The organism is Mucilaginibacter sp. L3T2-6, from assembly GCF_030519355.1.
Lineage (GTDB): Bacteria > Bacteroidota > Bacteroidia > Sphingobacteriales > Sphingobacteriaceae > Mucilaginibacter.
In genome coordinates, this window is sequence record NZ_JAUMKC010000023.1 from 1 (window position 1) to 21,405 (window position 21,405).

The 21,405-nt window shown below is 45.1% G+C and carries 18 protein-coding genes; 6 read left to right on the forward strand and 12 right to left on the reverse strand.

All coding sequences use genetic code 11. The annotated features are described in order from the left end of the window. Nucleotides 1–113: 113 nt before the first annotated feature. Nucleotides 114–947, reverse strand: coding sequence for a M15 family metallopeptidase (locus Q3W13_RS20665; RefSeq protein WP_302867146.1), 834 nt, complete (start codon nt 945–947; stop codon nt 114–116). Nucleotides 948–1,026: 79 nt separating this feature from the next. Between Q3W13_RS20665 and Q3W13_RS20670 the strand changes: the two genes are divergently transcribed. Both Q3W13_RS20670 and Q3W13_RS20675 read left to right on the forward strand, forming a co-directional pair. After that, the gene (locus Q3W13_RS20670) at nt 1,027–1,620 is read left to right on the forward strand and encodes a hypothetical protein (RefSeq protein ID WP_302867149.1); all 594 of its coding nucleotides are present in this window, start codon (nt 1,027–1,029) and stop codon (nt 1,618–1,620) included. 108 nt (nt 1,621–1,728) lie between these two features. After that, nucleotides 1,729–3,528 (forward strand): DUF885 domain-containing protein, encoded by a 1,800-nt coding sequence (locus Q3W13_RS20675; protein ID WP_302867150.1) that lies wholly within the window; start codon nt 1,729–1,731, stop codon nt 3,526–3,528. Nucleotides 3,529–3,852: 324 nt separating this feature from the next. On the opposite strand, the gene Q3W13_RS20680 is transcribed toward Q3W13_RS20675, so the two are convergent. Beyond that, nucleotides 3,853–4,197, reverse strand: a complete 345-nt coding sequence (locus tag Q3W13_RS20680; protein ID WP_302867152.1) for a hypothetical protein — start codon at nt 4,195–4,197, stop codon at nt 3,853–3,855. Nucleotides 4,198–4,267: 70 nt separating this feature from the next. Further along, nucleotides 4,268–7,780, reverse strand: coding sequence for a methylmalonyl-CoA mutase family protein (locus Q3W13_RS20685; protein WP_302867155.1), 3,513 nt, complete (start codon nt 7,778–7,780; stop codon nt 4,268–4,270). 323 nt (nt 7,781–8,103) lie between these two features. Between Q3W13_RS20685 and Q3W13_RS20690 the strand changes: the two genes are divergently transcribed. The 4 genes from Q3W13_RS20690 to Q3W13_RS20705 all read left to right on the forward strand — a co-directional run bounded on the left by Q3W13_RS20690 (nt 8,104) and on the right by Q3W13_RS20705 (nt 11,387). Next, nucleotides 8,104–8,418 carry a type II toxin-antitoxin system RelE/ParE family toxin gene (locus Q3W13_RS20690; protein WP_302867157.1) on the forward strand — a complete coding sequence of 105 codons (315 nt, stop codon included), beginning with the start codon at nt 8,104–8,106 and terminating at the stop codon, nt 8,416–8,418. A gap of 29 nt (nt 8,419–8,447) precedes the next feature. Beyond that, complete coding sequence (locus Q3W13_RS20695) at nt 8,448–8,741, forward strand: HigA family addiction module antitoxin (protein ID WP_302867159.1); 294 nt, start codon at nt 8,448–8,450, stop codon at nt 8,739–8,741. A gap of 92 nt (nt 8,742–8,833) precedes the next feature. Next, nucleotides 8,834–10,291, forward strand: coding sequence for a nitrilase-related carbon-nitrogen hydrolase (locus tag Q3W13_RS20700; protein ID WP_302867162.1), 1,458 nt, complete (start codon nt 8,834–8,836; stop codon nt 10,289–10,291). A gap of 151 nt (nt 10,292–10,442) precedes the next feature. Further along, nucleotides 10,443–11,387, forward strand: coding sequence for a TIGR01212 family radical SAM protein (locus Q3W13_RS20705; RefSeq protein ID WP_302867165.1), 945 nt, complete (start codon nt 10,443–10,445; stop codon nt 11,385–11,387). A gap of 130 nt (nt 11,388–11,517) precedes the next feature. Here the strand turns inward: Q3W13_RS20705 and Q3W13_RS20710 are convergent, their stop codons facing one another. From Q3W13_RS20710 to odhB, 9 genes are all read right to left on the reverse strand, one after another. Beyond that, the gene (locus tag Q3W13_RS20710; protein ID WP_302867168.1) at nt 11,518–12,546 is read right to left on the reverse strand and encodes a hypothetical protein; all 1,029 of its coding nucleotides are present in this window, start codon (nt 12,544–12,546) and stop codon (nt 11,518–11,520) included. Nucleotides 12,547–12,555: 9 nt separating this feature from the next. Beyond that, complete coding sequence (locus tag Q3W13_RS20715; RefSeq protein ID WP_302867170.1) at nt 12,556–14,271, reverse strand: glycosyltransferase family 39 protein; 1,716 nt, start codon at nt 14,269–14,271, stop codon at nt 12,556–12,558. A gap of 136 nt (nt 14,272–14,407) precedes the next feature. Then, entirely contained in the window at nt 14,408–14,779 is a 372-nt protein-coding gene (locus tag Q3W13_RS20720; protein ID WP_302867171.1) for a type II toxin-antitoxin system VapC family toxin, read from the reverse strand. Further along, complete coding sequence (locus tag Q3W13_RS20725) at nt 14,766–14,939, reverse strand: hypothetical protein (protein WP_302867173.1); 174 nt, start codon at nt 14,937–14,939, stop codon at nt 14,766–14,768. Before Q3W13_RS20725 ends, Q3W13_RS20720 begins: the two co-directional genes overlap by 14 nt. A 143-nt stretch (nt 14,940–15,082) precedes the next feature. Beyond that, the gene (locus tag Q3W13_RS20730) at nt 15,083–15,232 is read right to left on the reverse strand and encodes a hypothetical protein (RefSeq protein WP_302867175.1); all 150 of its coding nucleotides are present in this window, start codon (nt 15,230–15,232) and stop codon (nt 15,083–15,085) included. Beyond that, nucleotides 15,229–16,011 (reverse strand): hypothetical protein, encoded by a 783-nt coding sequence (locus tag Q3W13_RS20735; protein WP_302867176.1) that lies wholly within the window; start codon nt 16,009–16,011, stop codon nt 15,229–15,231. The genes Q3W13_RS20730 and Q3W13_RS20735 overlap by 4 nt, the downstream gene beginning before the upstream one ends. Nucleotides 16,012–16,013: 2 nt before the next feature. Then, nucleotides 16,014–17,189 carry a CHASE2 domain-containing protein gene (locus Q3W13_RS20740; RefSeq protein WP_302867178.1) on the reverse strand — a complete coding sequence of 392 codons (1,176 nt, stop codon included), beginning with the start codon at nt 17,187–17,189 and terminating at the stop codon, nt 16,014–16,016. Continuing rightward, a complete protein-coding gene (locus tag Q3W13_RS20745; protein WP_302867180.1) occupies nt 17,189–19,360 on the reverse strand; it encodes a caspase family protein in 2,172 nt (723 codons plus the stop codon). The genes Q3W13_RS20740 and Q3W13_RS20745 overlap by 1 nt, the downstream gene beginning before the upstream one ends. 447 nt (nt 19,361–19,807) lie before the next feature. Further along, a complete protein-coding gene (odhB, locus tag Q3W13_RS20750; protein ID WP_302867181.1) occupies nt 19,808–21,403 on the reverse strand; it encodes a 2-oxoglutarate dehydrogenase complex dihydrolipoyllysine-residue succinyltransferase in 1,596 nt (531 codons plus the stop codon). Nucleotides 21,404–21,405: the final 2 nt, after the last annotated feature.

Sequence of the window (21,405 nt, forward strand, 5' to 3'; positions counted from 1 at the left end):
GCGCTTTATTGTATCTATGATATTCATTCCCATAAAGATACATGTTTTATTTGTCTTTTAATGGGCTATTACTCTTTGGAGAGGATTTAGGTGAGGTGCGAAGAGTTATCGGCTCAAATTAGCAGCTCAGGCCGGTATTCAAAATGCATGGTGTCATAATGGTACCATTTGCCACCCCATACAAATCCGTATTTCTCGAATATCTGAACTATAACGTTAGGTATTCGATTTTTGTATATAAGCGTTGCATTTTCATTAGTGCATTTGCAGGCCCATTCCCAATAATCGGAATAAGTAGTATTGATATCAATCGTCATCCCATAGCTGTGCATGCTATGGCGGTGCGTGCCGGCAATATTACGCCAGGCAAAGGTTCCGCCGATGTTGGTGAGGTATTTTTTTAATTCGGGGTGATTATCCAACTCGGCGGAGAGTTGCTGAATCTTTTTATCGACCCCATTAATACGGGTTACCGTTATTTTCTGGTTGACCAGTTTCGGACACCAAACAATTTCTGTCAGGTTTTTACGCACTTCGGATTCGCTGCTGCCGTACATTTTTAAAAAGAATACTTCGTTTCTTATCCGGCCGGGGTCGAAGTTTTTGGGTGGGTTGGCTTTTATTTCGCCTATGTCGTAATGCTGCGCGAACATATCGTCAAGGTCGGATTTATCCAATAGCTGTTGGGGCGATTTGTTTTTGACGCCGTCATCCCATAATAATTTGGTGCCGTCTTTTAGAATGATGTGGTCGTCTGCATAGCCTTTAACAAAGTTGGGATAGGCGGCGATGAGTTTTTGGGCGTTGTAGGGGATCGTATCTTTACCAACCGAAGGTTGACTTAACGGCATTTCCGGTTTGTCTACCCTGATATGGGAAGTGCCAGACAATAGAAAAAGCAATATGCCAACTGAGAGTCTTAATCCTGGAGTAAACAGCTGATACATACATCTCCAAACATATTAAATAAAAAAATAGAATTTCTAAAACCTTGAAAAAGTTTTATTTTAATGCAACTTTAAACACATGAAAAAAGTCATTCTCGCCTTATCGCTAATTATCATCTTCATACAAACCGGCCGGTCACAAGGCGTAATAACCGACGACGAATGGGGTAAAGTAATAAATTGCCTCGAAAAAGAAGATTGGCCGGGAGCTTCTAAACTTTCTAAACAATACCTTCAGAAAATCCCAAAAGAAAAACTGAATGATTATGACGCTGCTAACCTCAGGTATATGTACATATTTTCAAATTCCGGTTTGATGAATGACGGAAGAATAAGTCATGAAACAGCATTGAATAATGTAAAAGAGTTTGTTGGCATGAAAGTTAAATTACCCGGACACCCTATCGCATTGAAGCAAGGTTTCAATACGATCGACAGGTCTTCGGGAAAAACGGACACCCTGTTTATAACCGCGTCCAATCGGGCTAAAACTCAAATATTGTGTTTTGAATATATAGTAATGTCCAAACCTTTTAGCAACGAAAAATTTGAAAAAAGCGAAGGCAAGATCTGCCGGCTAACCGGTACACTTAAATCCATTCGCGTCGATGGCAATTTAATACCCCGCTATCGCATGATGATTGAGCAGGCAGAAGGGACCATTGACGAATAACCGTATAGCGTACCCATTACGTTTAAAGTCCGTTAGAAAATCGTGTAGTTTATTGCCTGTTAAGCGCATTAATCCCTATTTTTACCCTCCATAAATCTAAAAAAGTAAATGACCTTATTAAAAAATGGCATACTGAGCGTTATGATTAGCGCGGCATGTGTCTTAACACCCATTATATCCAACGCTCAAACCGGCAACAAGGCCTGGGTGGCAAAATCCAACGAATACACCAAGGTACTTATTGATATCTCTAAAAAGTATTCTCCTGAATTTGGCTCGTCGCAGGGTTTGGCGCAGTATGATAAATTGATAGCCGTGCCAACCATTGCTAATCAAAAAGCGCAGCGTAAGGAACGCGAAGCAGCCCTCGCCGGTTTTCAAAAAGCAAAGAGAACCGAAACAAACGCTTTCATCAGGCAGGACCTGGATATATTGATCAACCAATTGGAGCTGGGTTTCAAAAACGAAGATTTCAGCGATTCCCGCGAGGTATCGTACCTCAACCCTACGGCCACAGTTTTTAGCGGACTACAGACTTTACTTGACGACCAGACGCCGGCTGAGCGGCGGCCGTCGGCAGTTGTCCGTTTAAAAAAATATGCCGGACTGGAGCAGGGCTATCAGTCCATCAGCGCCATTTACAAGGAGCGCACCATGGAGCAGATTGGCAAGCCCAACATGATCTATCCATCCAAACAGGCGATGGAAGTTGAAATGTCGCGCAACGCCAGTATGCTCGCAGGCATACCGGAGCTGTTTAAGAAATATAAAGTAACCGGTTGGGAAACTGCTTTCGCTGCCATCAAAAAGCAACTGGAGGCTTACGATGAATGGGCGAAAGCCAACGTATTAACCAAAGCCCGCACCGATTTCCGCTTGCCGCCGGAGGAATATGCACTGAACCTGCAAGGATATGGCATTGATATTCCCCCTGCTGAGATTGCAAAAATGGCGCATGAAGCTTTCACCGACATTCAAAACCAAATGAAGCCGCTGGCCGAGCAGGTAGCCAAAAAATATAACCTGCCATCAAGCGACTACCGCGAGGTGATAAAATATCTAAAGAAAAAACAGATCATTGGCGACTCTATCATGCCGATCTACAAAAGACACCTGGCCGATATCGAAAAAATTATCAGAGAACAACATCTCGTGACCCTTCCGGAACGCCCGGCCATCATCCGGCTGGCCACCGAGGCAGAAACTGCACAGTCGCCTGCACCGCACATGGTGCCGCCGCCGTTTTTGAATAATACCGGTCAGCGCGGCGTTTTTGTGTTGCCGCTGAACATGCCGCCTGCCCCAGGTCAAAAAGTTGACAAATACGACGACTTTACCTTCGATGCCGCCTCATGGACCATCATTGCGCATGAAGCGCGCCCCGGTCATGAATTGCAATTTGATAAGATGGTTGAAGAAGGCGTTTCGCAGGCACGCGCCCTGTATGCTTTCAACTCCACCAATGTTGAAGGCTGGGGATTATATTCTGAATACATCACCCGTCCGTTCTTTCCGATTGAGGGTCAGCTGGTATCGCTGGATTACCGCCTGCTGCGTGCTGCCCGCGCCTTTTTAGACCCTGAGCTGCAGGCCGGCACCATCACCCAGGAACAAGCACTTAACCTACTCATGACCGATGTGGTACAATCGCACGCCTTTGCAACCCAGGAAGTACAGCGCTACACGCTGAATGCACCCGGCCAGGCCAACAGCTATTTTTATGGTTTCACCAAAATGATTGCACTGCGCAAAGAAGTGGAAGCAACCCTCGGCAAAAAATTTAACGCACAGCGTTTCCATGACTTTATACTGTCGCAGGGCATTCTGCCTCCGGCACTAATCAGACAAGCGGTAATGATGAGGTATGTGGGTATAGAAAGGAATACATTTGGTACAAGTGTGAATTGAGAGGCGATTTAAAAGAGCCTGAGTTACTAAAAAAGCTTTCAGGGTTATTCTGAAAGCTTTTTAGTAACTCTTTAGCCGGGACGTGGGGGATATTGCCTTCTTTATCTGCCACAACAAGACTTTGTTTTTTTCCGCGCTATTGACTACTAAATTTCTATAAGCCTTATTCGCTCCTTCTATTATCTTATTACGAAGTTCAATATTCTCTGGCTTAATTTTCATCACTCTGATTTTTCATGATGCTCCAGATATCGTTGCTATAAACAATTTTAGATTTATTCAACTCTCCTTCAGCTATAAAATCCGGGCTACCTGTTGTATTATTCAAGATGATCCAAAAATCGCAAACCGGCATGTATAAATGATGAAGGGCATAATTCCAGCATAATATCTTCTTCTTTTAATGGCATCATCGGGAATATAATGCCCGCCTTTTTCCATCCTGGTTGCCACTCGTTGTTTAGCCTCGTCTGGCGAACTAAGCCAAAAATAAACCGAAGTAATCTTGTATCCCAAACTTCCCGAGTCCGGATTAAAAGGAGAGAGTACTGCCGCTATACTATCCGCATTTACAAACTCTTTACAATTCAGCATTTCAGGCAAAATGGTGTAACTCGCGGTGGTTTTACCCGCGCCGTTACAGCCTGCTATGATGTATAGGCTTGGCATTTGAATCGAAAGCCGCAAAATACAACTTTCCACCAAATCACTAACCTCTGTTTTCTAATTAACCAACACTTTACATATTCCTCCTATACTGCCCCCCTACCTCATACAATGCATGCGATATCTGCCCCAGCGAGCAATACTTACACGCTTCCATTAAACTTTCGAAGATATTTTCGCCGGCAATGGCTTTGTGCTGCAGGCCTTTTAAAAGAGCTGGCACGATGTCTTCATTACGTTGCTGAAATGCTTGCAGGGCAGCAATCTGGTATTGCTTTTCTTCTTCGGTGGCGCGGATAACTTCGGATGGTACAATGGTTGGCGAGCCTTTTTTATTAAGGAAAGTATTTACGCCGATGATGGGGTATTCGCCGGTATGTTTAAGGGTTTCGTAATAAAGGGATTCTTCCTGTATTTTGCTGCGCTGGTACATGGTCTCCATTGCACCAAGTACGCCACCGCGATCGTTAATAGCCTTAAATTCTTTTAAAACGGCTTCTTCTACCAGGTCGGTCAACTCTTCGATAATGAAAGCGCCCTGTATCGGGTTTTCGTTTTTGGCGAGGCCGAGCTCACGGTTAATGATGAGCTGGATGGCCATTGCACGGCGAACGGATTCCTCTGTCGGCGTGGTAATGGCCTCATCATAAGCGTTGGTATGCAGCGAGTTGCAATTATCATAAATAGCGTACAGCGCTTGCAAAGTGGTACGGATATCGTTAAAATCAATTTCCTGCGCGTGCAATGAGCGGCCGCTGGTTTGGATGTGATATTTTAGTTTTTGCGAGCGATCGTTGCCTTTATATTTGTTTTTGATAGCCTTTGCCCAGATGCGGCGCGCTACGCGGCCAATCACCGAGTATTCCGGATCGATGCCGTTGCTGAAGAAGAACGAGAGGTTGGGCGCAAAATCATCGATATGCATACCACGGCTGAGGTAATACTCTACATAAGTAAAACCATTCGACAGCGTGAAAGCCAGCTGTGTTATCGGGTTGGCGCCGGCTTCGGCAATATGGTAACCTGAGATAGACACCGAATAGAAATTCCGAACCTTCTCGTTAATAAAATACTGCTGGATATCGCCCATCATACGCAGGGCAAACTCTGTTGAAAAAATACAGGTATTTTGTGCCTGGTCTTCTTTTAGTATATCCGCCTGCACGGTGCCCCTAACGGTTGAGATAGCGTGGGCTTTTATTTTAGCATAGATATCGGCAGGGAGCACCTGGTCGCCTGTGAGGCCGAGGAGCATTAGGCCAAGGCCGTTGTTGCCGGGGGGTAAGGCTTGCCTGTCTGGTTGAGAGGCAGCACCCTTGTTGTTATTTGTGGCCTCACCTAAATCCTCTCCAAAGGAGAGGACTTGAGCTGCGCTTGCGGCCTCCGGACCTTCAGAACACTCTCCTTTGGAGAGACCTGAATTGAGGCGAACCCCATAAACCGGTCGCTCCAATCCCCTGTCGTCATACAATTCCTTAAACTTTGCTTCTACCAAATGTTCAAGGTTATTTTCTTTAATGTATTTCTCGCATTGCTGGTCAATGGCGGCATTCATAAAAAAGCCGAGCAACATGGGCGCCGGACCGTTTATCGTCATGGATACGGATGTAGACGGGCTGCACAAATCAAATCCTGAATACAGCTTTTTAGCGTCATCCAGCGTGGCAATACTAACGCCAGAGTTACCGATCTTACCATAAATATCCGGGCGGGTATGCGGGTCTTCACCATAAAGGGTCACCGAGTCAAACGCGGTCGACAACCGGTGTGCCGGCTGGCCGAATGACACATAATGGAAACGCTTATTGGTACGCTCCGGACCACCCTCCCCGGCAAACATACGGGTAGGGTCTTCGCCTTCGCGTTTTAGCGGAAAGACGCCTGCAGCATAGGGGAACTCGCCCGGCACGTTTTCAGTGAGGAGCCAGCGGAGAATATCGCCCCAGGCTTCATATTTCGGCAGGGATATTTTGGGTATTTGCAGTTGAGATAATGAGGTATAATACAGCGGTTGCCTGATCTCTTTATCGCGCACCTTATAAATAAAATTTTCGGCCTTGTATTTGGCAACAGTCTCTGGCCATTCCCGCAGCAGGCGCTTACAATCTGCGTGAAGATGTTCTTCCAGGTGGTTTTTAATTTCCAGTAATCCTTCTTTTAACCCTTCTCCTTTGGAAAGAGTTTGCGTTAAGCTGATCGCATACAATTGCTGCGCTATTTTACATTGCTCACTTACCCATTCGTTGTAGGCGTAGCTGCTTTCGGCAATTTCTGCCAGGTAACGGCTTCTGTCCGGCGGTATAATGTATATCTTCTCCGATTCCTCACCGCTCGCCTTTAACCTTTCATCTTTTCCCTCAAAAAGATCGACACCCGTTTTTGTTTTGATGGCTTTCATCAGCGCAGCAAACAGCATGTTCATGCCGGGGTCGTTAAATTGCGAAGCCATGGTGCCATACACGGGAATATCCTCGTCTTTGGCATTAAACAGCATGTGGTTGCGCTTGTACTGCTTGCGCACATCGCGGATGGCATCTAAAGCGCCTCGTTTATCGAACTTGTTGAGGGCCACCAAATCCGCGAAATCAAGCATGTCGATTTTTTCCAGCTGGGTAGCCGCGCCAAATTCCGGTGTCATTACGTAAAGCGACAAATCGCAGTAATCGGTAATCATCGTATCTGATTGCCCGATGCCCGAAGTCTCTACAATAATCAAATCATAACCACCGGCCTTGCATATATCTATGGATTCCTGCACGTGTTTTGACAGAGCAAGGTTAGCCTGCCTGGTAGCTAACGACCGCATATAAATGCGCGGGCTGTTAATGGCATTCATCCTTATCCTGTCGCCAAGCAATGCGCCGCCTGTTTTACGTTTGGATGGGTCTACCGAAATGATGGCCATGGTTTTATCGGTCTCCATCAAAAACCGGCGAACAATTTCATCCACTAATGATGATTTACCCGAACCACCGGTTCCCGTTATACCCAATACCGGCGTATGGCAAGTACCTATTATTTTATGTACATCACTTAAAAATGCATCAGCTTCCGATGGATAATTTTCCACCACGCTGATGGCGGTAGCAATTGATTTCGCATCTTTTTCGGGCAAATGCTTCAGTTCGCCGTTCAGTTTTATTTTATGCTGAAAGTCGCATTTTATCAGCATATCATTTATCATGCCCTGCAAGCCCATGGTGCGGCCATCATCAGGCGAATAAATTTTTGCAATACCGTAAGCCTGCAACTCGGTGATTTCATCAGGCAAAAATACCCCGCCACCACCGCCAAATATCTTAATATGGCCTGCACCCCGCTCTTTCAGCAAATCGTACATGTATTTAAAATATTCCATGTGGCCGCCCTGGTAGCTGGTTAAAGCAATCCCCTGTACGTCTTCCTGTATGGCGCAATTCACTACCTCCTCAACTGAGCGGTTATGCCCCAAATGAATTACCTCAGCCCCTGACGACTGCAAAATGCGGCGCATAATGTTGATAGTCGCATCGTGCCCGTCGAACAATGACGCGGCAGTTACAAAACGGATCTTGTGTTTCGATTTATAGGGAGCTACGGTTTCCATGCAGGCTATAATTGATAAAACGCAAAATTAATATAAATAATGCATCAAAAACTATGCGTGCATAATATTATTAGTCTTGAGTCCCAAGACAGTAGTCTTTAGTCACTTGCAATTAGACCGAACCTAACCCAAAACCACCCTCGATGACAGATTCTCTATATGCTATCTCTAGTCTGGTAATTTCCATTTTTATCTTTTGCCAGATTTAGTAACCTTTTTTTGGTAATTAATTTATGATTTGTAAATTTGCTATAAGTTCAAACATTATTTAAAGCAGAGAATGGCAAAGCAATTGAAAAACCGGATTCATAATATTACCTAACATGCAAGTTGTTATTGAAGACCGCTCTCTAGGAGAGATGGCGAGGTATGACTGGAGTGGTAAATCGCCATATCCAATTGAAGTGATTAAGGCGTTCAGAAAATGCCTGTTCAAAATCAAAGTTGCGCATAACAGCAATGATTTAAGAGCGATAAAAAGCCTTCACTTCGAAAAATTAAAAGGAAAGAAATACGAGGGCAAATATTCAATTCGTTTGAATATTAGTTACCGCCTGATATTTCGCATTGAAAACTTAGAAGGCGGTGGCAAGATTGAAATAATTTGCATTGAAGAGATCAGCAACCACTATGCTTAAACTTATGCCCAAGGAGGGCTTATACTTTTATGAACAATCAGGTATTAGATCATAACGGTAATGAAATAGAGATCGAAGCCTATCATCCCGGTGAATTTTTACTGGAGGAAATTGAGGAAAGAGATTTACTGAAAAAGGAGGTGGCAAAACAACTGGACATTCTGCCGCACCACTTAAGCGAAATATTTGCGGGCAAAAGAAATATATCGGCACGTTTAGCCGTACGGCTTGAAAAAATATTAGGCATCAGCTCGCATTATTGGCTTGGCCTGCAAATGGAGTACGATCTGTTTATCGCTAAGCAATTAGAAGCGCACGCTTAGCGGCATAACCAAACTAAAGCTTCATTTATTGACATTTGTCAACACACCAATAGCTTCCCGCGGCCTACCTTTGTCATGAATTTAAACCGTTTATGACTGTCAATCAACCGATAACTCCGCCCGCACCCGTTTCAAAATTATGGATAGCCGCAGGTATTTTATTTTCCGGTTTCGCATGGTATTTTTCCAATGGGTTGACCGGCGATTTGTGGTTTATACTTTGGGTCGCCCCGGTTCCTGTGTTGATATTGGCGCTACGGGTACGACCAGGAACTGCATTCCTTATTGCATTTTTGGCTAATATTATTGGCAGGCTAAGCTGGTTCAGCTATTTGGAACGGGTTGCTGCTTTGGTGCCGGCTATTATTTACACCATCGCGCTTCCGCTCATATTCGCGCTGATTGTTTTGCTAACGCGATGGGTTGTACTGCGGATAAATGCGTGGTCTGCCATATTTGTATTCCCGGTTTTTATTACCCTGTACGAGTTTGTTATGATGTGCTTCTCGCCCGACGGCACCGCCACCAGCCTGGCCTATACACAGCTGAACTGTTTGCCCATTATTCAAATTGCAGCCATCACCGGTATTTTGGGCGTAACTTTTATGGTGACTTTTATTCCATCGGTGATCGCACTGGTCTGGCATTACCGTGCGGAAAAGAATAAACTGATTCGCACCCTAAGTATCGGCGGGGGAATTATTGCCGTAACGCTTATATGGGGAGTTATACGCATAGGTTCTCCGGCTGATAAAAACATGGTGAGGGTTGGCTTAGCGGCGCTGACTGAAAACATCCACAGCACCAATGACGATCCTGATTTTGGAAAGCAAAAAGTTGTAGCCGCCGAATATGCCAAACAGGCGTCCTTGTTGGCGGCCCGGGGTGCTAGGGTGGTCGTCTTTCCTGAAAGAGCCATTGCCGCAAGCAAACAGATGGACGACAGTATTACAGGTAAGCTCCGCGCTGTGGCCAGGCGAAATCATATCTTCATTATCACCGGCTATACCAACTTTAAAGGTGACAAGGAGCGTAATTCGGCTGTGGTCATTAACGATGAAGGCGAAACCGCTACCGATTATAACAAGGTCCATTTGGTTGTCGGCTTCGAGCAGCAGTTTACACCGGGAAAAGATATCGGCCTGTTCAACTACCAGGGCAAGCAAGCGGGTGTCGCCATTTGCAAGGATCTGGATTTTCAGCAGTATATCAATCGCTATGGGGCAGCTAAAGCAGGTTTTGTATTTGTGCCCGCCTGGGATTTTATTGTTGACGACTGGCTGCATTCCCGCATGGCCATCTTACGCAGCGTCGAGAACGGTTTTTCACAAGTCCGCACGGCGAGGCTCGGCCGGTTAACCATCAACGATTATTACGGCCGGGTTACTCATGAGACCAGCTGCTCTAACAGCAAAGCGGCAACGCTGGTTGGCGATGTTTCAATGGAGCACATCGATACCATTTACTCACGCTTTGGGGATTGGTTTGGGTACGTGATTTTGCTTGCGGGGATTGGGTTGGTGAGTGTGGCGGTACAAAAGAAGCATTAACATTCCTAATAAACTTTGTCCATTGCAATGACAAACGGGTGATCTGTTCTATAACAGCCAATTAAGCAACAATCCGCCGATGCTGCAAAAATCTGTATCTTTGCAGCAATCAATGATTTCACAACTAATCGGTGAAATCAATTAATAATCGGTGGAATCAGCAATAACAACAGTTTGGGAGAAAGGCTATAACAATTATGGCCCGTGGCTTAAGGAAAAATACAAGGGGCACCGAGTGTTTAAGGTGATTGTTGATGGCGGCTTTACCTGCCCCAACCGGGATGGTTCTAAAGGCTATGGCGGCTGCACTTATTGTAATGTCGACTCCTTTACTCCATCGGTGTCGCGTAGTGCTCCTACCGTGCGCGAACAGGTTATTCAGGGCATGGAACGCGCCCGCAGGACCACTCAAGCAGATAAATTTATTATCTACTTTCAACCTAATACCAATACTTACGCGCCGGCGCATTATCTTAAAATGCTGTACGACGAGGCTTTGAGCTACGGTACTGAAGATATTGTGGGTCTTTCGGTTGGCACCCGGCCGGATTGCATCGACGCCGAAAAAATTGCCCTGCTGGAAAGCTATACCGACCGCTTCGACGTTGATCTGGAAATGGGCATGGAGTCTATCTACAACGACACCCTGATGCAGATAAACCGGGGATGCAGTCATGATGATTTGATAAAGGCATTAAAGCTGACAGAGAACAGCAAGCTGGATATCTGCGTGCATACTATTTTCGGTTTCCCGTGGGAAACTAAGGAAATGATGCTGCGCTATGCTGATGAGATCAACCGTTTTCCCCAGATAAAATTTGTAAAATTCCATCACCTGCATATTGTGGAAGGCTCAGTTATGGGCGTAAAATATAAGCGCGAGCCGTTTAAACTTTTTGAGCTGGATGAGTATGCGGATTTTTTATGTGAATTGCTACCTCTTGTGCGCCCTGATGTTGTTATTCAACGTCTGTTCGGGCTAAGTGACCGTGAATTGCTGATCGCTCCTAACTGGGGATTTAAAAAGTCAGAGATACAGCATTTTATTGATAAAAGGATATTGGATAGAGGGGTGGTGCAAGGCTCGGCGTTATAAATCAATTTGCTAGCGAGGACCGAGCGCGGCAGCCTCATCACAGGTATTGTAGACGATGCATAGCGGGCTAAGTATGGCAACGAGATTGCTTCGTTCCTCGCAATGACAGGCTTTAAGTTTGTTTCGAGGTCTAATTATACTTCCACCTCACCAGGGTTTTTCTTCCCAAATCATAGGTTACCCTGAATGCTTCCTGGTTACTGGTAAAGCCCGGCGTGCGGTGTATGCTGAAGATAAACTGTCCTTTGATGCGGTTGAACAGAAAAGGGGTAAACATTAAGTCCAGGCGGTCATAGAATTTCTTTTCGTAAAAGGCATCGCCGAAGCTTAGTTCAGAGCCCTGCCCGGCATAAAATTCGTTAAAGGCAGCAAAGCGATGATAGCTGACATAGGCGCTGGCGACAAAACCTTTTTGAAACTTACCACCATCAACGCCTCTCCTGCGTTGAAAAGAGCCCATGAAACCTGCCTCAACAGACAGCGAATCAAATGTGGTTTGCTTATGACTAAAATCGAGACCGAGTTTTATTTGTCCGCCGCCGTCATCGCCGATATGGTCGTTTGGTAATAATATCTCCGCCCCTGCATCGTGCAGCATCAGCACATAGTGCGAAATATAAAACGGACCCGTTAGCGATGGCCGCCACTTGCCTTCAAAACCAAATAAAAACTGCTCACGATCGGTAGCGGTTTGGCGGCTTACCCAGTCAATCCAGCCGGTTTCGGTAAAATGTGGGTTTTGATACCGCGCCAGCAGACCTTCTATGTTTGGTCGGTAGTAACGTAGGGTATCATTCAACAAGGCGCGCGGATAATTATCCAGCAAACCAATACGCGGAAATTCACCGGCATCAAAAAGCCAGTTCTTGCTTTCGTATTTATAATAGGCTACCGGATTCGCCTTTAAAAAATAGGGCTTTGCACCGAACTCGTGTATACCATCCACACCCACAATAAAGTGATTTACGCTGTCAAGGTTAAGGCCCAAATCAAGAGCGACACGGGTACCTGAATAGGTACGCGAGCGCGCTGTAAAATCTTTATACTCGCGGTTATCCAAAAAGCCGAGTCCGTTAAAATGTATGTCGAGGCTTTGTGCCATCGAGGCGGTAATTGCTGTCAGCGAAATGAAAATAGTGAGGTAAATCTTTTTTATCACGGGGCGATGTTATTTAACAGTTAATTTTATTACGCGGCTATTTTTACTCCCATAAAAAGGCTCAGTGCGCAGGGAAAAAATGAGACTATAATCCCCCTTTTCTTTCGGCGAAGTTACGGGAAAAGTAAAATGGGTTTGCTCACCGGGCTGTAAAGTTATTTTTTTATAAGTGTCCTTCGCCTCAACCACACCGGTCAGCACGTCATCCCTAAAAAAACAATATTCCAGTTTTACCGGGTGCGTATAACCGCTGTCGGTAAAGCTGATGGGATAAGGGTATGGATTGCTTATAGTCAGATTGAAGTTGGTTGTCGCGCCGGGAGTTGTACTTAACTTAAGTGGTCCGGTTTCAATCATCACTTTCTGATAAGTGCGCACATCCTGCACCCAATTGTAATACCAGCGGCCAGCCTCGTTTTTTATCGAGTCATTAGCGAGGCCGGGAATGGGTTCGATGGTTAAATAAAGCACCTTTTTATGCTGGATACTGTCTTCCATCGGCCAGATGTCATATTGGGTTGCCCGGTAATAGCGGCTGTCGTATGCAAAACATTTCAGGCTGTTGGTATAATAATTATATTTTGACGGATTTTGAAAACCCTCTGCCATCACCACGTAGTTATCTCCGGCTTTTTGTTTTACCAGGTGCGTCCACTCTTTAAAACCATAATAGCTTTTAAGGTGACCATAAGTGCGGGCAAAGCCAAAGCCACCGATTACGATAATTCTGACGATGACAATAATGCTCACATTGACGATCGCCAGCGGCAGCAGCCACTTGGGCCAACCGTTTTGCTGTTTAAAATGGATAAGAGCCAGCATTACCAGCGGGGCAAACAGGATAAACGCCCATTGCGGCTGCACCTCGCCTTTGACGCTGCTGATGAGGAAAAACAGGAAAGTGCCCAAACAGTTAACCACTAAACAGCGGATAAACGCATCCGTAATTTTAACGGTGTAAGCTTTGTAAAACAGGAACCATCCTATCAGCGGACCAGCCATCAGCAGTTGGCCGGGTATATAGGAAAAGGTATTCAGGAAATCATATTTATCAGACGACCGCTCAAACAGGTGATAATTGATGGATGGATAATCATGATTGGCCTGCCAGATAATATGCGGCACAAAAAGCGCTACAGAAATTACTACGATTCCCCAAAAAGAAAGACGCCTTACCAATTTCAAATTAGCCAGTAAAGTGAATCCGACCACCAGTATGCCGTTGTATTTGCTGTATAGCAAACAGGCGATAGTAAAGCCGAGCAATGCGGCTAATGCCCAGCTATCCGATTTAAGATACCGTTGGTAAAGAAAGTAAAACAGAGCTGTAAAAAAGAACAGCGGCCCGTCAGGGGTGGTGGTAAACCCATAAATATGGAAAATAAATACGCCGGATACCACTAATACAAATGCAAGTGCATCCACGGCATATTGTTTCAGCGTAAGCCAAAGCAGCCAAATGGATGCCGAGCTGGTAAGTACGGTAAACAGCCGTAGCCCAAGCTCGTTATGCATAATGCTGTCGCCGATGCGAATGAGCAGGGCCACCATGGGCGGATGATCGAAATAGCCCCAGTCGAGGTAGCGGGAGTACATCCAGTAATAGGCCTCATCGCCCTGCAGTTCAAGCGTGCTGGCTTGCACCAGGTTTAGCACCGTCCAGCCCAGCAGGAAATACCAGACAAGCTTATTGGGGTGGATGGACTTTAAGGCAGATGAGGGCATGTTTTACCTGATATTTTCAGGCTGTAAAGGTAAGAGAAATCGCTTTAATAAACTGTCTGTCACTTTTCCAAAGGGATTTTCTTCCTATCATTTTCTAATGTAATATGGTATGGTCTATCGGTTAAGGTATAAAGGATTAGAGCGACAAAACCACAGCTTGCAAATCAATAATCGTCTTAAATCCCGTATCCATTGTAAACAGAGGCAAATCGAAATATATAGCTGTGGCAGCAATTACAGCATCTGGCAGCTTGGTTTTATACTTCACTCTAATCTGTATAGTAATATCCTTTATAGATGGCTCAATATCAACAATATAACACTTAGACAGAAAATCTTTCAGAAGCCGGCTATCTGCGGGAGTAAGTTTGGAGTGGCTTAAAACCTCGATTTCTGAGATTATAGAAACAAATAAGTTACGCCCTGTTATTAACTCTCTAACCTCTTCAACACCATTAAATAGATTGATGATAAGGGAGGTATCAGCGACTATTCTATCGCCATTCATCACGAATCTTTAGTTGATAGGTCAGGCCGTCTTCTCCAAAATTTATCTTACCAAAATATTTTGATAAATCTATGGGCTTCTTTTTCCCTTGAAGCTTAGTTAATTCTTCATCAACCTTACGTCGTCCGGTCGACTTGTTAACTTCAATTATTTTCGCCATAAACAAATATACCTATTAATTAAAATATAACAAAAAACCCGGCCTAAACCGGGTTACTATTTATAACGCTATAATCTTTCGATCCGCTAGTCCCACAAATCTCAGACTATACCCCCAATATCAATCTTGCCGGCTTCCAATAGTTACTTAACGCGTATCAGGAAGCCTACAGACTCGCGGCCGTCAATGATGCGGTGATCGTAGGATGGGGACTGCGACGAATTCAATATCGGTGTCGGCATCATGGAGCCAAACACACTACCATTGTTGATTGTAAATTTACCGCCGGTCATGGATAGATAGTTGTTAAAACTTCACTACCGATTTTACCATAGTTCGCATACACATGCGCTGCAAGTTCTTGTTTAAGAATTTTTTGATCAGATAACCCGCTGTTATGAGCGATGACCTCAAGTTCTTGTTTTAGCGTACTTTTAGAAACCATTGCCGGCTGAAACTCCGCTACGATGGAGGAAACCGGCCTTCCGGCAGATATGGACTGATAACACAACATTGCTTTAGATGGAATGCCCTCAGGAAAAAGATCATCGGTAAAAGTAATGCCTGATGCATTCTGCTTTACCTTTCGGGCTAGTGTTTTACCGTTGATGGCATATTGCAAAAAGAAAAAATTTTGATTATCGCGTTTGTAATCTGAAGTAATGGCCAAAGGCTCGTCAGTCACCAGACATATACGGTCACCCGTCTCTGCACAACGAAAATAACTTTTCGGATCGTATTCGGTTGAGCCTAAAGCCCGGGTACTTAAATGATAGCTGCCTGGCGCCGGAATCAGGGCATTTTTTAGTGTGGCCAGCGCTTCTCCATCGGGTGTGGTTTTTGCACTGCCGGCGCTTAAATCAAACCGGCCTTTTCCCGGACTGATACAAGAGACCTTCGCATCTTTCCCGACAAAAATTAATTGATCGGTGGGACCGAGGGCATCACCGATTTTAACCGGGCTCCTGTTACGCTGTAACTTAACTGTTCCTTTTACAAACGTCACGTAATATTTTTCATTTTGAAAAAAAGAGGACAGCGTGACAAACATCAATACAAATATTAATCGCATTATTATTTAAAATTAAGATAGGTTTCACGTAAGTTAATCAAATATTCCTTTAACTTGTGCCGGTTCCATTCCTGCTGCCGTAGTTGTATCAAAAACCGAAGAAAGTTTATGTAGATGGTTAAAACCAGCACCTGCACAGGCTGATGAAACATTAAATATGATATCACCGAAAGAAAAGCTAAAAACGTAGCACTCGCCAGCAATGGCGCAAACCAGCGCATATGTTTTGCTTTTCCGTATTGTGGAAATAACATTAGCCTGGAGAAAATGGTATAACCGCCAATTAAAAATAAAAGCCACCACAAACTGACCAGGTGGCGGCCCGACATCATAGTTAGATAAACATTTAGCAGAATGAGTGTCCCGGGCGTTTTTCCGTAGATCGTGTCGTGAACGTCATTTTCAAAGTCGCCAAGCAATACTATCCGGTTTTTAAGAAACTCGTTTACTATGGTTTGCTCAGGCAAAATCATAAGTTCTGAAAGATTAACTACCGGATATTCCGCCTGCTGAAAAAGTTCATAACTTCGGATAGGATAATCGATTATCATCGAATTCATTGTTAACCGGCCATTATCCATAGGCCAGCCATATAACCAGGTGAAATGATTGCCTGTTAGCTGTTGGTAAAGATAGACAGGGATTGAGGGTATAGAGTCATTCTGGAATAATTTGAACTTGAAAAATCCGCTGTTGGCCATCCTGTAATCAGCCATCGCATGCGGAACCCTCAGGCTCAACGGCTCAACTTTTCCGTTTTCATCGTAATGTGTCGGGAATATAATGTTATGGATGCCCGCCACAGAACGCTCCAACTGCACATCATAATCAGAATGCCCCTTCAGGAAAACATCGCACAACCCAAATCTAATCTCTTTTTGATGACGTTTAAAAATTTCAAAAAAAGACGCCAGCTTTTCACGGTCGGTAATTACGTCATTACCCAGGCCATCGGCGATGGGGATTAAGGCTTTGTCATGTGCAAGGTTGATAAAAAGAAAATCCTTTTTGGGCGGATCTTCATCCAAGCCAAGTACAACCCTTTTAAAGATCGAAGCCTGCTGAATAAGCATGCGTTCATCGCCATAGGTATAATCACTATTAATCCACCATGCGGTAAGCAGCAGCAAAACAAACGCATGCAGAAAACTGATTAACCACTTATTACCGGACTTCATTATTTATGGATGAAAATATAATCTCCACCGATGTGCCCGGCCAATTCCAGCGTTCCATAACGCGGCTCCGTTTTCGTCTCAGCTATTACAGCTTCAATAATCTGGTTAATGAACATCTTTTGCGCTGCTAAGTATTTCTCCTTGTTTTCATACAAAGCCTTGATCAGGTACTTCATAAATACACTTTCGTCAGGCACTTCTGTGTCATTGCCCGACGTAATAGCCACGCGGCTTACCTTTTCGCTCATCTCGCGCAAGGCAGGGGGCGCATCGGCGCCTAAACCACGGGTTCGGAACACCGAGCCCGAAAAGCAAGCATCTGTAATAAGCAGTGTATGCCGCGAAGGTATTTTAGCTATCATTTCAAGCACTGTTTTGTTAGGCAGCCAGGTGTTAACATCATTCCGGAGCGCATCGGTAAGCAGCCAATACCCTTTTTTCTCTTTATTTACCCAAATACCATGACCTGCGTAAAAAATAATCAGGTTATCGTCTGGTTGAATCACATCTGTAAGTTCTGCAAACTTCTTCTTAAAGTCGTTAACTGCCGGGTTAAAAAGTGTGTATATATTGTCGTCGGCAAAGCTGTAATTATTTTTCAGCACCAGTTTAAGCTTAATAGCGTCTGCCACCGGATGCTCCAGCGATGGAATATTGGGGTCATCGTAATTTTGAGCAGCAATGATCAGGGCATAGTTCTTTGCCTCCGCCTTTACCACCGGCACTATCTGCTCATCTTGCTTTATTTCTGCCTTTTTCTCCACTTCAACAAATGTTTGAGCACTGTTACCGGCCATATCGACCGCCTCAATTTCGATTTTGTTGTTGCCTTCAGCAAGCTTTATGCTACCCCAGAAAGTGCCGTTAGGCTGGAAGTACAGGTTTTGCCCGTTTGCTTTTACTTCTTTAATGCCGGAAGGGTCATTTGCTGATCCCCGAACAGTGATGTCATTACCTGCAGCTACTACTTTCAGTCCTCGGGCAGATGCAGGTTCAGTTATCACAATCTCCGGCCCGGTTTTGTCCACCTTACGCTCTTTAGCCACCAGTACCTCAATATTAGCCAGGCCCTGCATTGCTACGTCATAACCTTCGTTATACAACAGGGCTTTTTCGTACTCGGCGCGCGCCTTCTCATATTGCTTAAGCCCCGTATAGGCATCGCCACGAAGCCCATAGTAAAAGGACTTGCCGGGCTGATCGAACTTGAGATACAGGTACCGGTATGGCTTTAGCCCTTCACTTGCATATTCCAGCGCTTTATTATACTGATGCTGCGTTATAGCATTGACTGCCCTGATGCGGGCTACCATCCTTTCGGTGATAAATAAATTTTTTACAACCAGCCTCGTGTATTCAGCAGATTTTACGGTGTCTCCTTTCAAGGCGTATGTCCACGCGAGGAGGAAGCGCCCGTTAACGCGGTTGCTCCCCCCCGTTTGTAAAAATGCTGTGGCCAAGTCAATGGCCTTGTCATAATTTTTTGTGATAATGCTTAAGTAAATATCCCCCGTCGCAACCATGTCTTTCTCGCCCATCTGGCTTAAAACCGGCTGCATTTTTTGAATTATATCCCCGTCGTTATTTAAAAAAGCAACGTACTGTGCCCTTTGGAAAACGCTCCGTACCGATACACCGCCGATCATGCCCTCCCAACCCGAGTGCTTTGATTTATAATTCTTTTCATTAACGCCCATTTGGATAATTTTTTCAATATCCGCATAGGCAACCTTCACATCGCCATAAGTAAGGTTAGCGCTTGCCCGGTTAAGCAGTACCAGGAAAATATAGGGTTCAACCGGCTTCAGGCCTTCCGACAACCCCTTCACGCCGTAGACCATTGTCATTTTAGCATAACGGTCCAGGGCAGTTTGCCCCGCTTTATTCGCACCCCTCATATCGCCTCTTTCCAGTCGGATCCGGGGCAGGTAATCGATATATTTCCATTCTCCGTCAGAATTGTCCGGCTCTCCCGGATAAACCTCGTTGGCTTCTGCATATAGCCTGTCGGCTAAAGCTGGATCTTTACTAATATACTTATTCGCATTTTTACGCATTCCCGCCGCTTTCTCATAAAGAGCCTTTGCAACGGCTTTATCTTCCTGAGCTAACGCTAATGATGCGTGGAATAAGATAATTACAAAAAAAAGACGGGTAAGTATTTGTCTCATAGTTCGCGAATAGATAAGTTTCCCCGGCATCTCTTCCATATTTCTGCTATGAGGATGCTACAGAGGATTAGAATCATTGAAGTTGATAATTTTATGATTTGAAAATATATAATTGATTAATAAATATATAAATCTATTTAAAACATAAGGGAATAAAAATCTGACGAGCAGAAAAATGAATAGAAAGGTCCGGCAACGGTACGCATAAATACCAATGGGACGTTACAACCATCGTCATTGGTTCGAAAAATATCTCAGTTATGTGAGCGATAGCCATAGGCAATATAAAACGCCTTACAGCCATACATAGAAAAGGTTACGTTATGCAGAATGTGAATTTCTGCCGAATCTTTCCAGCTAAATAACGGTGATAAACAAAAAACCCGGCCTAAGCCGGGTTTACTATTTTATAATACTATAAATCCTCTAATTCCTGCAAATCTTAGGTTATACCCCCAATAACAATCTTGCAGGGTCTTCCAGCAATTGCTTAACGCGTACCAGGAAACTTACAGACTCACGGCCGTCAATGATGCGGTGATCATAGGATAGGGCCAGGTACATCATCGGGCGGATAACTACTTGTCCGTTTACAGCAACGGGGCGCTCAATGATGTTGTGCATACCCAATATGGCCGATTGCGGCGAATTCAATATCGGTGTCGACATCATGGAGCCAAACACACCACCGTTAGTGATGGTGAATGTACCGCCGGTCATTTCTTCCAGTGTGAGTTTGTTTTCGCGGGCTTTAACGGCAAGCGCGGCCACAGCTTTTTCTATTTCGGCCAGGCTCATGCTTTCGGCATTACGTATAACGGGTACCACCAGGCCTTTAGGGGCCGATACGGCAATAGATATATCGGCAAAGTTGCTGTAAACAATTTCCTCACCTTCAATACGTGCACCAACGGCGGGCCAGTCTTTCAATGCCTCGCAAACAGCTTTGGTAAAGAACGACATAAAGCCTAAGCCTACGTTATGTTTCTCTTTAAATTTGTCTTTATATTTAGCACGCAGCTCCATAATCGGCGACATATCCACTTCGTTAAAGGTGGTCAGCATCGCTGTTTCATTCTTTACCGATACAAGCCTTTTTGCTACTGTTTTACGCAGCGACGACATTTTTTCGCGACGGTCAGACCGCGGACCAGACGCAACGGTCTCGGCCTTAGCGGCAGGAGCAGCGGCAGGTTTGGCAGGAGCAGCCGCAGTTCCCGACATTTCTTTTGGAGCCTGTGGATTTTCTGAAACTTTTTGAGCCAGCAGGGCATCTTCCTTGGTGATACGCCCGGCAACACCGGTGCCGCTTACCGAGCTTGCTTCAACACCTTTTTCGGCCAGTATTTTTGCTGCAGCAGGCGAAGGGGTGCCCGACGCATAGGTAGTTGCCTTTCCGTTGCTTACCGGTGCAGAAGTGGATGCAGCTTCCGCAGGCTTAGGGGCCGGGACAGCAGCGCCGGCGCCTTCGATAGTGCAAACCACCGCGCCGATAGGCAATACATCGCCTTCTTTAGCTAAAGTCTTCAATGTTCCCGCTTTTTCAGCCGTTAGCTCGAATGTCGCTTTGTCTGATTCCAGCTCAGCAATCGCCTCGTCCATTGCTACCGCATCACCATCTTTCTTAATCCAGCGGGATAATGTTACCTCCGTTATAGATTCACCAACCGGAGGAACTTTTACTTCTAAAGAACCTGTTGCAGCAGCAGCAGGGGTTGCGGCTGCAGGTGCAGGAGCCGGGGCGTTAGCAACAACTTCAGGCTGAGGCTGGGCTGCGGGTGCTGCTTCTTTTGCAGGGGCGGCAGCACCGCCATCTTCTATAACAGCAACCGTGGCGCCGATAGGCAATACATCACCCTCTTTGGCCGATAGTTTTAAGACACCGGCTTGTTCGGCCGTTAGCTCGAAAGTAGCTTTATCTGATTCTAATTCAGCAATTACCTCATCCATCTGCACGGTGTCGCCGTCTTTCTTTTTCCAGCTCGACAGTGTTACTTCGGTAATCGATTCGCCAACCGGCGGAACTTTGATAGTTAAACTCATTT